The 14,457-nt window shown below is 62.8% G+C and carries 10 protein-coding genes; 3 read left to right on the top strand and 7 right to left on the bottom strand.

Annotated features, from left to right (window positions below):
* Window positions 1–424 precede the first annotated feature (424 nt).
* Window positions 425–1,243, top strand: a complete 819-nt coding sequence (locus ACFV15_RS01240) for a hypothetical protein (RefSeq protein ID WP_378348110.1) — start codon at window positions 425–427, stop codon at window positions 1,241–1,243.
* A 231-nt stretch (window positions 1,244–1,474) separates the two neighbouring features.
* Here the strand turns inward: ACFV15_RS01240 and ACFV15_RS01235 are convergent, their stop codons facing one another.
* The 4 genes from ACFV15_RS01235 to ACFV15_RS01220 all read right to left on the bottom strand — a co-directional run bounded on the left by ACFV15_RS01235 (window position 1,475) and on the right by ACFV15_RS01220 (window position 7,365).
* Window positions 1,475–4,330 (bottom strand): NACHT domain-containing protein, encoded by a 2,856-nt coding sequence (locus tag ACFV15_RS01235; RefSeq protein WP_378348109.1) that lies wholly within the window; start codon window positions 4,328–4,330, stop codon window positions 1,475–1,477.
* Window positions 4,327–5,154, bottom strand: a complete 828-nt coding sequence (locus ACFV15_RS01230; protein WP_378348108.1) for a hypothetical protein — start codon at window positions 5,152–5,154, stop codon at window positions 4,327–4,329. Before ACFV15_RS01230 ends, ACFV15_RS01235 begins: the two co-directional genes overlap by 4 nt.
* Window positions 5,155–5,429: 275 nt before the next feature.
* A complete protein-coding gene (tcmP, locus tag ACFV15_RS01225) occupies window positions 5,430–6,533 on the bottom strand; it encodes a three-Cys-motif partner protein TcmP (protein WP_378348107.1) in 1,104 nt (367 codons plus the stop codon).
* A 67-nt stretch (window positions 6,534–6,600) separates the two neighbouring features.
* On the bottom strand, window positions 6,601–7,365 hold the full coding sequence (locus ACFV15_RS01220) for a DUF5131 family protein (protein ID WP_378348106.1): 765 nt from the start codon (window positions 7,363–7,365) through the stop codon (window positions 6,601–6,603).
* A 440-nt stretch (window positions 7,366–7,805) separates the two neighbouring features.
* On the opposite strand from ACFV15_RS01220, the gene ACFV15_RS01215 reads away from it, so the two are divergent.
* A complete protein-coding gene (locus ACFV15_RS01215; protein WP_378348105.1) occupies window positions 7,806–10,463 on the top strand; it encodes an AAA family ATPase in 2,658 nt (885 codons plus the stop codon).
* Between the two features lie 78 nt (window positions 10,464–10,541).
* On the opposite strand, the gene ACFV15_RS01210 is transcribed toward ACFV15_RS01215, so the two are convergent.
* The 3 genes from ACFV15_RS01210 to ACFV15_RS01200 form a co-directional block, all read right to left on the bottom strand.
* A complete protein-coding gene (locus tag ACFV15_RS01210) occupies window positions 10,542–11,264 on the bottom strand; it encodes a hypothetical protein (RefSeq protein WP_378348104.1) in 723 nt (240 codons plus the stop codon).
* A 208-nt stretch (window positions 11,265–11,472) separates the two neighbouring features.
* Window positions 11,473–11,664 carry a hypothetical protein gene (locus ACFV15_RS01205; protein ID WP_378348103.1) on the bottom strand — a complete coding sequence of 64 codons (192 nt, stop codon included), beginning with the start codon at window positions 11,662–11,664 and terminating at the stop codon, window positions 11,473–11,475.
* A gap of 176 nt (window positions 11,665–11,840) precedes the next feature.
* Window positions 11,841–11,978: a hypothetical protein gene (locus ACFV15_RS01200; protein ID WP_378348102.1), complete on the bottom strand. Its 138-nt coding sequence runs from the start codon at window positions 11,976–11,978 to the stop codon at window positions 11,841–11,843.
* A gap of 1,461 nt (window positions 11,979–13,439) precedes the next feature.
* Between ACFV15_RS01200 and ACFV15_RS01195 the strand changes: the two genes are divergently transcribed.
* Entirely contained in the window at window positions 13,440–14,045 is a 606-nt protein-coding gene (locus ACFV15_RS01195; protein ID WP_378348101.1) for a hypothetical protein, read from the top strand.
* Window positions 14,046–14,457 lie beyond the last annotated feature (412 nt).

Here is a 14,457-nt window from a genome sequence, read left to right as displayed (position 1 = left end):
CACGATGGGCAGCCTCGATCTTGTACTCGGCCGTGTACGAACGGCGCTTGCGAGGAGGCATGAGGACATCCTTTCAACAGGACGACTGGTCCTGCAAACTCGGTGTCCACTACCCGGGGTGAACCTCAGCCGTGCAGCAGCGCCCCGTGGTAGAGATGATGCAACGGCTCTGCCAACAAAGGCTGCCACGGCCAGGAACTCGGTACCAGGTTCCAGTCAGTGGGTCAGTAGACTCAGCTCGCTCACCGACCGCAAAGAAAATGTTCGATACGCGGGTCCTTGATCATGTAACAATTCAACCGATGCCGTTTCGGCCGTAACGGTCCGATCTGCCTGCCGACTACGGAATATGGACACCGACAGATGCTTGAGCAATGGGTGGAGCGTCCTGACTTCGGCGCCAACGAACTCGCAGCTGGCTGGCGTGCTCGCAGGTTTCGTGTTTACGGCGATGATCATCTTGTTTGGCCGTTCAGGGGTCGCGAACTCGCGGACGCTAGGGTTGTTTTCTGCGGCGTTCGTGGTTCTGGCCTTTGACAGCTACCTCTTCAGCCTCATCTCCGGCGGAAGCTTTGATCGACTGCGCCAGCGCATCTGGGCGGAAACTATGGCAGCGAGCGGACTACTGGCCGTCGGCGGGATAGCGCTGATCAGTGGCATAGCCTGGCTGCTTGCCAACTATACGCAGACCGAGCAAGCCAGCGCTCACTCGGTGCCCGCGAGCAGTGAAACCGGTCGACCGGTCGATCTCCAGACACTGTCACAGCGGATGGTTCTCGGCGTCGGAGCAGGCGTAACACTGCTCTTGGCCATGACAACACTCGACTATATCTCCGTGACACTCAACGAGCCAGCACCTACCCTTATCATCGTCGGCGCCTATGTTCTTCCGATAGGAGTAGTCGCACTGGCCGCGATTCTATCGAAGGTCAGATCTTCACGATTCAAGTCGGACGGCAGCTCGATCATAGAGCTACCGCTGCCTCGCTCTCTTTCTACTGCGATCTCCAGCACTCTAACTTATGGCATAGTCGGTCCGCTATTCGCGGGTGCGGTAACAAACATCGGCGACGACTTTTTCAACAAGACCTCGTGGCCCTTGATCACATTGGCCATAGTCATCGGCTTTGTGATCCCGGTCGCACTGATTGTTCTCCTGGTCTACACCGTTCCACGGATCGTCACCACGTTGCGCACAGGCGCCGCCGAATGCACAGACGAGGACGACGCTCCTACTGGTTAGCCGGTCTTGTGTTCGATTTGCTGTGGCCAGGCGGCGGATGCGGTCTCTGCCGGTCGCCCTTGGCCACATCGCCTCAGGCGCGCCGCATGGTGACCAGGTCTTCAAACATCGTGCCCGCGACCCCAACTGTCCCCTCGTCTCTTCAAAGCGCCCTGCACGAACCCCGCAGCCGCTGAGGCCGCGGTCGACGAGTATCGCTCTGACAGGTCAAGGTCAGGACGCAAAGCCTGGTCAGCGACATTCGGCTGGGGCGAGCTTCACGAGGAGTTCGGCCGCAACAAGGTGAGGGTCTGGGCCCCGGTGACCACAGCTTTCGTTGGCGCACGTGGGCTGGCCGGACGGGAGGTTGAGTGTTCGACAACTGTGGCATGTCCACCCTGGGCGGGGGCGGTTGGCGACGGTGCGCAGGACGCTGTGCAGGTCGGGCGGCGCCTCTTTTGCGTATCGTCGCAGCGCGCTTTCTTGGACGTGGGCATCGGCGTCGTCGATGAGTTGGCGCAGGTCGTGGTCGAAGGTCGGTGCTTCAGGCGGGAGCATCGTTGCGGCCACGGCGCGTAGACCGGGATCCAGGCTCGACACCCAGGCTGCGGGCTCCGGGCCGTCGACGAGCGTGCAGAGGACGCTGGCCGCCAAGCGATGGTGAATAGACCCTGACCTTGTCCGGGAAATGAAGTCACGCAAGAGCGGCACGGCGACCTGGGCGACGTGCGATGGTGCGTACCACAGTGCTTTCGCGGCAACACTGGCCTGCGGGCCGGCGAGCGTGAACATCTTCATGATCACAGGCACCGCGTCCTCGGCATGAACGCCCGTCCAGTCAGGACTTGTGCGCTCGACGGATCCGTCGAACAAGCAGTCGTAGGCAGCATGATGGCGGTAGGCACTCACGTTCGTACCCGCCGTCCGATCGAGAATAATTTGCGCCTGTGCGGCCAAGACGTCGAGGTCGAACCGATACAGTCTGGCAGCCAGCTCACAAATCTGGTGCAGTGTCGCATCGGCAAGCGCGAGAAGTTGGCGGCTCGCGGACAAGTCGCTCAGATCGAGTGTCTCAACGAAATCGGCGAGCTCCTGAAGCCGGTTCCGCTGCTGCCAGCTAAGTTCAGCCTGGCTCCTGGCAGCGAGGACGCTCAAAATCACTGTATCGCGGCTGCGGTCATTCTGGTCAAGATCGACTCCTGCTCGGCCGGACGCCCGCACAAACTCTTGTACGATGCGGTCCTCCCGTTCGACTCGGGCGGACGCGACCGTCGACGCCTCCTTGGTGAACCTCCGCTCACCCAGCAACCGGAGGAGACGATGGTTGCCCATTGGCTCATTCCGAGCACATTCGACTACCAAAGCCGTGGCGGCGGGCACCTGTCCAAGTAGGATCCTGGCCGCGGCGTATTGGACGTCTACCAATGCGCGGTCGATCGGACTTGGGATGTCACTCGTATCGATGACCGGGGGCCATCTTAGCGCGGAAACGGGAGCGTCTGTCTCGCTTGGATTGCCCTGTTTCGGCAGGTCGTGCAAGGTGAGCACGTCCAGCAGGTGCTGGGGTGCGGCGATCAGCGCTGCGCGCGACCTGAACCGTATGTCCAGTGTGGCGGTAGCGACGGTCGCGTGGTCTGGGCTGTGTGCGGTGGACGCGCTTATTGCCGGTTCGGCGAGATCCGGCGGAACTGGCAGTTTGGAAAGTTCGCGCCAGCTGCGCCAGCTTGCGCGGTCACCTGTCGCGACGTCGTTGATCAGCGCTTCGCACAGCGACCGGATGTCGCGCTCGTGCATGTGAGCGCCTTCGGTGACGGCTTGCACGGCGGCATGCATGACTGCCCGGTCGTTCGGGCGTTGCCGAACCGCGCTGGCTAAGACGGCAGCAACCTGGTCGTTTAGCGCGGCGGCCAGGATCAGCGGTTCGGCCTGTCGACCGTCGATGCGCGCGGCAACCCAGGACTCGGCGTCGTGAGGTTTGTCGGCGATGCGGAGTGCGTCACCGATCTCAGCGAACAAAGCCACACGTGGTGCCACGGTCTGGCTCGCTCCGGCTATGACGAAGATTCCGGCTTCGTCGAAGAAGTGCACTGCGTCGGTGGCGTCAGCCTTCGCGTCTCCTTCGGAGAGGTCGAAATACTGGCGGAGGTCGTCGGCGACTTCCTTGATCACGACGTCACGAGAGATCAGCTTCTGTCCCCGCAGCAAGGCAGTTGCTTCCATGCGGAACGCCCGCGCCATCGAGACCTGCCGCTTCCTCTGCTGAGGCTCGCTATGCGTGTTTCCTTTCTGGCGCTTGACTTCCTTGGGGGCGAGCAGGTCCTCGATGATGGCGGCGAGGATGCGGGCGCGGCCGACAGGCAGAGCGGCCTGCTCGCGTTCCGTCGCAAGCATGGCGAGCAGTACCGGCATCAGCGGGGTCTCACGTAGCCCGTGGTCCTGCTCGAGAACGGTGTCGATCCAGGCTATCCGCTGGTCGATCCACCGCTGCGGGTCGGCAACCATCTTATTGTCCTGTGTGGACGCCGCCTCCAAAATTGCTCTGACGGTTCTGCCAATCTCGGTCGGAGGCCCCAGTCGCGCGGTTTGCCATGACAGCCGTTGGGCATCCGCGTAGGCGATATCGCGTGTGGCCAGGAGGATATCTGTGTCCGGTGAGATCTCAGCGATCAGGGATTCGATGTCGGAGACCACCGTCCCGCGGTCGCCGTAGGTCTCGTCGAGCGAATCCAGAAGCAGGGTGACGCCGCCGTGGACGAGGCGGTGCTCGATCTCGGCGCGCAAAATGTCCCTATATTCCGCCGGAACGTCACGCACCGCTACGGTAATCAACTGGTCGCGGAAGCTCGTCGTCGCCCTGTCACGCGCGTTGACCTCCGGCAGTGACACCGGCACTGGCAGCGGCGCGTGCGCCAAGGCACAGAGCCGAGCGGCGAGCTTCTTGATCTCGGTGCTCTTACCCCCGCCGGGAAGCCCCGCCAATACGAGCCGTCCGCGACGCAGGAACGCCCACAGCAGCGACGTAGCTTCACTGCCCTCAATATCAACTTCGACGTGTGCGTCTGCGGCCCGCAGAGCGAGCTGCGGAATCCGTGCGCCGATGGCGCTCAAGTCGAGGTGCTCACCGTCGTGAATGAGACGGCTTTGTACCGCTTCACCGCCTGCTTAACCCTTTCGAGCCGGGCCGACGGAGCATCGCCGGTGCAGGTGAATTCGATACCTTCGCCCTCCAGGGCATCTTTCCACCCCTTGAGGATGTACCCGCTGCGGAGCCGCGCCATTCGGCCGGCCTGCACCACCAGCGACTTCCATGCCTGCCGCGCGGACGCATGGCCACCCTCGACCACCGCGCGGAGGTTGCTGATCGCTTCCCGGGCGCTGGCGTGGTCCGGTTCCTCGACAGCGAGCTCCCAGATGACCGCGCACGCGAGCACACGCTGCCGTTGCTCATCGGTCAATTCCGTGAGCAAGCTTTCAACGCTCTCGTAAGCCTTCCTTTCAGGCTCGGACAGATCGCCGGGTATCTTCTGCCGCTGACGGTTCAACGCCTGCCGAAGGTGTCGCATCTTGGAAGGCAGTTCGGCAGATACCAGGACGAGCCTGTCCTTGCTTGGGTCAAGATCGCCCTTGCCTGCTTCGACCCACTGCGCGACGGCCGCTTTGAATGCCCCACTTGGATGCAAAGATCGTTTGGCTTGAACCATCACTTTGCCGCTGGACTTGAGATCGATACGGATGTCGTCGACGGCATCGACCGTTTCCAACGCCACTGCTTCAACCTGCGCGTACTCGGACTCCAGCCCAAGCTCAGGCAACGGAACCCCGCTCAATCCCAGAGCCACCGCATAGGCCGCCACGCCGCGCCGGTACTCGACACCACCATCACCAGACGCGCCGGCGATAGTCCCTCGCGTTGCGTGAGCCCTCGTCACCACACAGTCACCTTAGCGGTTGAGGTGCCGGTGGCGGCCTGGGGCCTCGCCGCGGCTGAAGTCGAGCTCGCAAACCCAATACCGCAGGTCCGCGTCCGGCCTACCGTTTGACAGTGACGCCGGGATGCTGGCGTTGTCGGCGATGAGGCTGGCCCGACGGGGTGCCTGGGTGCCCAGGCGAGGCGAAGGTGCGCGCTCTGATGCCGACGAGGCACAGGCGCACCGGCGTCTGTCCAGCGTGTGCTTGCAGTGCCGAGGGCAGCGCGCCCAGCGAATGGTCAGCCGACAAATCCGAAGAGATCCTGCTGTGCGGGCACACCCGTGACCGACGTGCTCCCAAGCCTCAGATGAGCGTGTTGCTTGTCAATCCAGCCACGTTTCTCCATTCGCGCCAGAGCCGGCGTCACGTGCGGCGCGCGAAAGATCGAGTCGATCGTGGTGAACGTTCGGAGTTCCTCCACAGTCATCCTGTTTCCCGGAGCTTGCAGCAGGCGGGCGTGCAGCAAACGCTGCAACGGCGCCAAGTCCGGCTCCTGCCGCATCGGCAACAACTGCTGATCGGGGTCACGCGGGTCGCGGAAACCCGCACCGCGAACAGGATCGGCCTTCCAGGTGGCGTCCTTGAACTTCTCGACTCCGCGCAGCGACCGTGTGCCGAACCACAGGTTGAGCAGGTCACCGCGGTCGGTACCGAGATCGAATCGCAGCGTGTGCGGAAACCCGGACGCGGTCATCGTTTCGGCAAATTTGGCGGCAATGTACTGACGCTTCTCGGCCGTTGGCAGGTCTTTTACAGACCGCCAGCTTGAGTCAGCGAAGACATCATCGCCACGCTCCTGGTTGGCGAACCGAACGAAATGCTGCGGCAACACGGTGTAGACAACCTCAGAACTTCGGTTGGCCGCGATCTTCTGCAAGAGCCCAGCGGGGACCCCTCCGCCGAAGGTGTCGAAAATCGCCAGGATCGGTTGCCCCCAAGCTCGGGTTTCGGCGAGCAAAGCAGGCAGCGTGTCCTCGCACTTCCCACAGCGCAGCGCGACTTGGATGACGCCGTCGTCGTAGTCGTAGACGGGCTTGTCTAGCTTGAGCAATTTGGCCAACTGTTCCGCGAGTATTTCCGCGTGCTGTCGCTCCTTCTCGACCAGCAGGAATCGCGCACGCTTCAAGTCCGAGAACTGGTGGCGGCGACGGAGCAGACTCCGTAGAGCGATGATCGGCGAGCCGGGCTCTCCGCGGGTATAGACACCACAACCGGCGAAGCCCTCCGCATAGGTCACGCTGCCAAACTTGCGAATCAGAATCGGGAACCAAGCGTCCAGGTAACTGCGGTAGATCTGATGCTTAGCCTCTGTGTGCGGCTCCAAGTCCCAAATGCCAGTCACTGACATCACCCCTCACTGAAAGTGGCACCCTGACCACGATGAGGAGTTGTGCTCCGCTCGTCAACCGCTAGGCGGAGCCTTCGTGTAGACGAGCTACCTCGATAGGCATCTCGTTCCATAGCCGTCCGCCGAGCACCCGACCTCCTGCTTTCGGAGTGCGGCCGCCCCATTGCTTGAAGAAGAACGGCACGTCAGAGCTGGTACAGCGATCTCGAACAGCCAACGCCCACTCGGGGTCCATGGGCCGGGCACCCGGCCCCGATTCACCACCGACGATCACCCAACCGATACCCGCAAGATCAAGATCCGGCAGCGGACCGAGCAACGGCTCGCACGAGAGGAAGCGAACAGCAGCAGGTACGGCCCTCAAGTCGTCGACCCGCTCCAGCTGCCCGGCACTCTCGACAGAAACGCCGATCCATACGTTGTCCGGCCAGTTCAAGGACGGGGCCAGCCGCCGGAGACGACGAGCCCGCTTGGTCAGGATCTGGTACGTGTGCTGCGGAGTCGCCGCCATGACATCGAACACGCGCCGGATGAAATCGACCGGAACCTTCGCATGGAAGAGGTCGCTCATCGAGTTGACGAAGACGAGCCGCGGTTGCCGCCAGCGCAATGGCTCCTGCAGAGTCGACTCGTGGATTGTCACGCCGAAGCCAGGACCACTACTTACCGGACTTCCGTCAGTCTGGTACTTCGCCGAACCCATGGCTTTCAGGCGCTTGGCCAAGGTCAACGCATAGCAATGGTCGCAACCTGGAGAGACCTGATCACAGCCCGTCGTCGGGTTCCAGGTCGTTTCCGTCCACTCGATGCTCGACCGAGTACTCACAGCCCACCTCTTCTGTAGGCGTGCGATTGTGCCACCCGCCGTAACTCAACGTTGCGACGCGTCACCGGCGGCACCAAACCTGCTCCAGAGGCGAACATCGGCGGCACCCGTTCACGCCGTCGCGCAGGAGCGTGGTTGGGCGAGGACCTATGGCGTCGGCGGCGCGCATCCCATAACAGCGATCAAGCGGTCCACGACGATTGCCTTCCGCGAACTCAGCGGCACTGGCAGGCACCGGCCTGAATGTCGCCCCCGTCACCGAATCCAACGGCTCGCCGACCCTGGGCGACACAAAAGATTGACAAATAGTGAATAACGCACCATGACGACGGGTTGATCACCCAAAAGCACATCAGGGCCCGTAACGGAATCCTCGATACTTTCGATTTCCGGTTCAACGATTGCAAACCGGAGATCGACGGGATTTGAGGGCATGACCCATGAGTGATTTTTCCCAAGCGCGCGGAAATGTGATCTCGTGGTCCGAAACACGCCCGAAGTGGCAGCGTGAAGCGCTGCGACGTCTGGTCATGGCCAAGCTCTCCCAGCAGGACATAGCCGACCTGGCCGATTTGGCCGTCGGCGAAGCCGCGGGCACCACCATGCCTTTCGACCCGATCACCAGCGACCACCTCCCGACCGAGGCGACCGGCGACATCCCGGTCGCCTTGCGGAGCATCTCCGGAGTCGAGCATGTCAACCGGCTCGCCGCCGACCAAGAACTTCCGCTCGCCCCAGCCGGAATCACCCTGATCTACGGCGACAACGGAGCAGGGAAATCCGGCTACGCGCGGATACTGCGCCAGGTTTGCGCTGTCCGAGGAGTTCCCGGCCAGGTGCTGCGTAACGTGCTTTCCGGCGAGGACGACGAAGTGCCGACCGCCCGAGTCGACTATCAGGAAGGCACGGACTGCCGCTCGCATACTTGGCGCGCCGGGGCCGATTCACTCACCAGCATGAAGAAGATTCATTTCTTCGACACGCAAGCTGCCGCGCACCTGCTCGACAAGGAAGGCGACACCGCCTTTTCCCCGCTTGTGGTCACCCTGGTTCAAGATCTCGCGCAAGCCTGCCGAAAAGTCGAGGCTGAGCTCAACGACCGCATCGCGGCATCCGGCCGGACGGCCGCAGACTTGTCGAAACTAGGGGGAAACACCGCGGTCAGCCGCGCGGTCGAAACTCTCGGCACCAAGGGCTGCGAAGAGCTGCTGGGTCGACTGGCCAAGCTCTCAGAGAAAGAGGTTTCGCGCCTTGGCGAACTCGGGGTATTACTGGAGGAGCTCCGTGCAGGCGACCCGGTCACGCGTGCGCGACTGCATAGTGCGCGCGCGGACCAGTTGCAGGGCGTGAACGTCGAGCAGCGTGCCAAACGCCTTTTCGCCACGGTCCGGCAGAACGATGACGCCGCGGCCCGCGAACTCGCGAAGAGGGTCACCGAGTTGCAGGAAGCAGCGACAGCGGCCGCAAATCTCGTGGCCGGCGCCACCTTGTCAGGCATCGGCGATCAAGCTTGGCTTCGACTCTGGGAAGCGGCCCGCACCTACTCCAACGCGGCCGCATATCACGGAAACGACTTTCCCCACACCGGCCCCGGAGCACGGTGCGTCCTGTGTCAGCAGACGCTACCCGCTGACACCCAACAGCTTTTTGTCTCGCTGGAGCAGTTCGTCAAAGACACAACAGCGGCGGACTTGCGTGCCGCACGCGAGGAAACGGACCGAGTTCGCCGCAGTCTCACCGACACCATCAGCGCCAACCTTCTTGAACCTGGTCTGCTCAGCGCGCTCGGCGAGGAGTACGCCGAGCTCGACGCAGCGTTGGTCGCTGCCAGCAAGGCAGTCTGCGCACGCGGAACCTTCATCGTGGGCCTGCTCAGCGGCGAGGTACCTGTCGATACACCTCTCCCCCAGGACGCGACCGTTGAAAACGAAGCCGTAATGGCGAGACTGCGCCAAGGAATCGAAACGGAGCAACGGCAAGCCGCGGAGCTCGAGAACGCAGGCGATCCAGAGGCCGCGAAGAGGCTCGCCGACGAACATGAGGAACTGAGTAGCCGAGCAGCGCTGCGCACGGAACTGGAAAACGTCCTGGCGGAACATCATCGACGAATCGTGGTTGGCCATCTGCAAGCGGCGAAGACCTACTGCAAGACGAATTCCGTTACGGCCAAACAGAGTGAACTCGCCAAGATGCTGATCACCGACCGGCTCGGCGCCCTGCTTGTCGCAGAGCTGGCATCCCTAGGCGTGGATAGGCTGGAACTCGGCGTCACACCTGCGCCAGCCAGAGTCGGTGTCGTACCACATCGGCTGGCCTTCACCTCTTCGGTGCGAGACACAGTGAAACTCAGTGACGTGCTGAGCGAAGGCGAGTGCCGGGCGGTAGCACTCGCCGGCTTCCTGATCGAGGTCGGCTTGGTCGACGACGGCTCGGCGATCGTGTTGGACGACCCCGTGTCGTCATTGGACCATCGTTTTCTGTCGAAGGTGGCCGAGCGGCTGGTCAAGGAGGCCGCGAACAGGCAGGTCGTCGTCTTCACACACAGCCTGCCGTTCGTTCACGCCGTTCACCGGCACAGTTCACATCAGGCGGTGTGCGTACTCGACGTGCAGGTCAAGCGTGGCCTGCACGGACCGGGCATGTGCACTCTCGAAGCCGTCGGGGTCGGCGGTGTGCCGCAAAAAAGGTTGAAGGCACACAAGAAGTCGGTCGAAGATAACGAACATCTCTATGCAGCGGGCGCTGATGCCGAGTGGGCGGAAGCGGCTCACCACATCGCGTCAGACCTCCGCGCGACGGTCGAGCGGGCGGTCGAGACGGTGCTGCTCGATGATGTGATCAGTCGTTTCGACCGTCCCGTTCAGACCAAGCGGCTGGCCAGGATCACGGTGACCGACGCAGACCACGCGCTCATCGACGCCGCGATGAGCGACCTGTCACTGTGGACCTCCGCGCACGAAGAACCCGCGGCTTCGAACGAGCCTCCGCCGACGCCGGCCCAGCTGAAGAAGCTCATCAACGACGTCGAAGAGTGGCGGCAATCTGTCGAGTGGCGCAAGGTCACAACCAGGGAAGACCGCTGTCCGACAGAGAAATGAACCATGCGCCCGCTGCCACGAAATCCACCCCGAGGTGTGCGGGAAGGTAAGCCGAGTGCCTTGAGAGTGCTTCGGCGCTCACGCTCCGTTAGCGAGACCTGAGCCAGCTCTCGCAGCGTACGAAGAGTCGTATTCGGAACGGACGAGCGCGACCAGCTTCCGCGAAGGCTGCGTTCCAATCCGAAGCCGCTTGCGCAATACCTCCGCCGAGATCGGCCGCTGGTACCGCGCTCGGTGCGCCGCGTCTTCCCTCCTCGCACGCGCGACAAGATCAGTTTCAAGCTCTCCTCCACCCGCCGCCGGCGCACCTTCTCGAACGGCGCGCCGCGCATCCGGCCCATCAACGGTCTGCTCCGCAGCACGCGGCCCTTGGTGCTCCGCGAGCGTCAGCAGGAGTTCGGGACCGACCTCGGCCCAGCCGATAAGCAGCAAGGGACCGACCGCGTCAAAGGCCGCCTTGCCCACATGGCCGGAGATCAGTGGATCAGCGACATTCAAGGCCAACGTCACGACGCTGGCAAAGAGCAGCAGGCGCCGAGCTGGGACACAACAGCCCGGCGCCGCACCTCGCAATGCAAGCTGTCGAATAGCCAGCAGCAAACCCAGAACAGACAGGTCGACAGCGGGAGCCACTAAGGGAGCAATCCATATCGGCACGCCGAGCCTTAAAGCCAGGTTTAGTACGTTGCCGAAGCCGAACAAGAAGGTCAAGGCGACCACCGTCGCGGCAATCGCCGTCACGATGTTCACCACTGGATCACGATCAGACACGTCGAACACGTCCTCCGAGGCCAAGATCATCCGGCGAAAATCCGGCGACGGCAACCCGTGGCAAGCCGCCGGAACGAGGAGGAACAGAACGTGCTGACCTGCGTAAATACGAGAATCGCCTGGTCGGGAACCCCGTTGATCTTCCCTGACACGGAAGAGGTCACTGGTTCAATCCCAGTATCGCGCACCATAGGTTTCGCAGGTCAGAGCCCTGTCCCTCCTCGCGAGGGATGGGGTTTTACTTTTGCAATGGCGTGAATCCGGCGTGGATCTTGCTCACCGGCTCGATCTCAAGGTTTCGGTACACCACCTTTAAGTGTGGGAACCAGCTCGCGAGTTTCTCGCGCTCGGTCGGCCGGAGCACGATCAAGGACGCAGCCCACCGTGCTTCCAGCGACGCGATGATGTGCTGACGCATCGCCGGGGTCATGTGGTCGTAGATCCTCCCCGTGCCCTTCATTTTTCTGGCCAAGCCTCGCGCGCCTCGCGACTTCCGGCACTCCGTCCTCGGTCAGCCATGTCGCGTGAGTAATGGCGCCCTTCATGGAAGGTGAAGCCTTCGAGGATCGGAGGCACCGAACCCGGCTTGTCTTCGGCGACACCGTCTCAGGCTGGACGCCAGTAGCGGTAACGGAAGTTGGACCGCCGCCAAGGATTGCCTTCAGGACTGCACAGGATGAACGGGTGACTGTGCCTGTCCATCAGTTCCTCGTAGAACACCGCGATGCTCGGCGGAATCTCCACCAGTCGCGTCCCAGCCGGAGTCTTGGTCCTCCCCTCTCGTTGCTTCCCGCGACGCCGTGACCGGGCTGCGATCTCAGCAGTCGCCTTACCTCCTTTGAGGACACGCCCGCTGAACTCCTTCAGCGGCTCCCTGATCGCGATGCCACGCACCGCCGCGTCATACTCGTGCCGTTGCTGCCCGACCAATTCACCCCATCGAGCGCCGCTGTAGGCCGGGAACCGGCGAAACGCCAAACCTGACGACAGTCAACACTGTCATCGGGTTGTGAGCTGCTCTCCTTCGGCGCCTACACCTTGCGAGATCTTTTCAAATATTTTCGGGACAGGGTCATTGCGCGCAGAACAATTGACCCGAACACGAAACAGTCAGATGCACAATAATTTCTAAGGCCTCGCGTACATGCAGCAGCGCATTGATAGCGACTAAGGATCGGCGGCCTCAAATCAATGGCGAGCTCCGCGCCGACCAGGCATGCGTGCTCGATCTCGACTCCAGGTCTTGACCTAGATAGGTCAGCACGCACCGCCGGACACCGCCTGCGAAGGCGGGGAACTCGTCGTGGCATCGACGAGGATCGTTCTGGGTATCAGCCACTATCTGCGGATCCGCGCTGGCGCCGGTATCGAGTGCTCTCATCACCAGTCCATCGCGACACGTCACGGGAACCGGTTGTGGCGTCGCAGGTCGGCACACAACGGGTGCTCTAGCGCACGGTGCACGAGTCGTCGTGCGGCCGAGCTGTCACGCGAGCGGAGCGAGTGATCACCGTAGCCCCGGGTGGCTTAGATACGCGCAACGATGAATAGATTCAACGTCCGCTCATCAGCGTAAGGCGTTCTGTGTCAAGCAGATGGTCGGCGCCTCGTCCGTCGTCGGTCCCTGCATAGCGGTCATGGGGGTAGTCCCAGCGGCGTGTAATCGGGTTGGTTCGACGACGGACGGGGCTGCCCGTGATGAGCGTCGAGATCACGAGGTGTCTCAATGCCGCGTGGGGCTCACCTCGTCTGTCTGCTTCTCGACCGCCTCCGTTCAGGCGGCGCTAGGCACACCAATGGGCAACCTAGGCCCATATGACGTAATCGTCGTCCATGGTCTCCTTGGCGAGGAGCCGCAGGTCCGGCCCGGTGGCGCACACCTGGTCGCCGATGCCGGCTTCCGAACCCTGTCAGACTCGAGCGCCATTGGTGCGTCGGTCTCGCGCAAACCGTCCGTTGTCGCGTCGACACACTCTGACTCACGAAGGTGCACGGCAACAATTTGTCAACCACACCCTGCTGGACTCTGGCGTCCACGGCTCGCCAGGAGCCGGGCAGTGAACCGGAATGGACAGATCAACAGTGGATGAACCTCGTTGGCAACCACAGCAGCCGTACCCAGGTCAGCCTGGACCGTGGGGCTCGCCAACGTTGCCGCCGCCCCGCCGGCGGCGGCGCAACACCGGTTGGATCGTCGTTGGTGTCGTGCTTGTTCTCGCGCTCATTCTGGGCGCGACGACCACTGTGGTGCTGCTCAACAAAAAGGACAACGAGGCAAGCGGTGAGCCGTCCACGCCAGTAGGTTCCGGTGAGCCTGATATCAGCTACGTGCCTACTCCGCAGGTGGTGCTCCGGGTAAGCGACGTGGCCCGGTATATCGAGGGCGAGGTCCGGGCTCAGCCGCTGACCGCGGCGGACAAACCGGGCGAGGTCGACGGGATCTGCGAGTGGAGGAGTTCCGCCTTCGAGAAGGGGCCGCAGACTGTGCTGAATGTGAAGGCGACCCGCTTCTCGGCCGAGAGTGGCAAGCCGGGTGTCAAGGCCGCAGCCGCCTCACTGAAGTCGCAGCGCGAGTTCAACGCGGGTCAGGGCCGGCCGACCGGCGCGGTCGACGTCGCGGGCGCCGACGACGGGGCAGCACTGCAGTGGCTGCCGTCTTCCGGCGGCGCGTCGACCATGATCGTTCTCGCGCGTTACCGGAACCTGCTGGTGAAAGTGTTCTATACCCGTCCCGGATACACCGCCGATCAGCTGCGCGCCGTCGCCCTGGAGGTGGCCACGGCAATGATCGCGGACATCAAAAGCCACTGAGCACGGTCCCGTCCGTCTCCCGCTGGCCAAGATGAATCGGTCATCGACGGGAGTCCGCACCGGCTACTTCGCCGTCACCAAGGAAGGCCGGGCGGACAGACACGAAAATCGTCTTTGACATCTCCCGCGACGGCGACATGAGACGTTCACCCTCGACGGCCCAGTCAGGAACGGGAGGCGTTGCGGCAACGCGCCTGGCATACCTCAAGCAACATCCTGTGAGCCGGATGGCACGACACGACCCGCGAGATATCGGGATTGTGCCCTCGAGCGAGCTGCTCGGGCCAGACCCCGGAGAGTCTTGACCGGGAATGTCCGGTCAACAAAGTCAAAGTCAGGCGTCCGGGCGGGGGCCCCCCCGTGCCCGCCCCGACCCACGCGTACGCCCCCCGGCCCACCGACAAAGAACCCC

Source organism: Amycolatopsis sp. NPDC059657 (genome assembly GCF_042734395.1).
In the GTDB taxonomy this organism is placed as follows: domain Bacteria; phylum Actinomycetota; class Actinomycetes; order Mycobacteriales; family Pseudonocardiaceae; genus Amycolatopsis.
Note: the sequence above shows the minus strand (reverse complement) of the source record. Positions and strands in the feature narration are given on the sequence as shown.

Bases quoted from the DNA above. Each gene is read 5' to 3' on its own strand.
- ACFV15_RS01215 (WP_378348105.1), top strand. From the start codon at position 7,806: ATGAGTGATTTTTCCCAAGCGCGCGGAAATGTGATCTCGTGGTCCGAA.
- ACFV15_RS01210 (WP_378348104.1), bottom strand. From the start codon at position 11,264: ATGATCTTGGCCTCGGAGGACGTGTTCGACGTGTCTGATCGTGATCCA.
- ACFV15_RS01205 (WP_378348103.1), bottom strand. From the start codon at position 11,664: ATGACCCCGGCGATGCGTCAGCACATCATCGCGTCGCTGGAAGCACGG.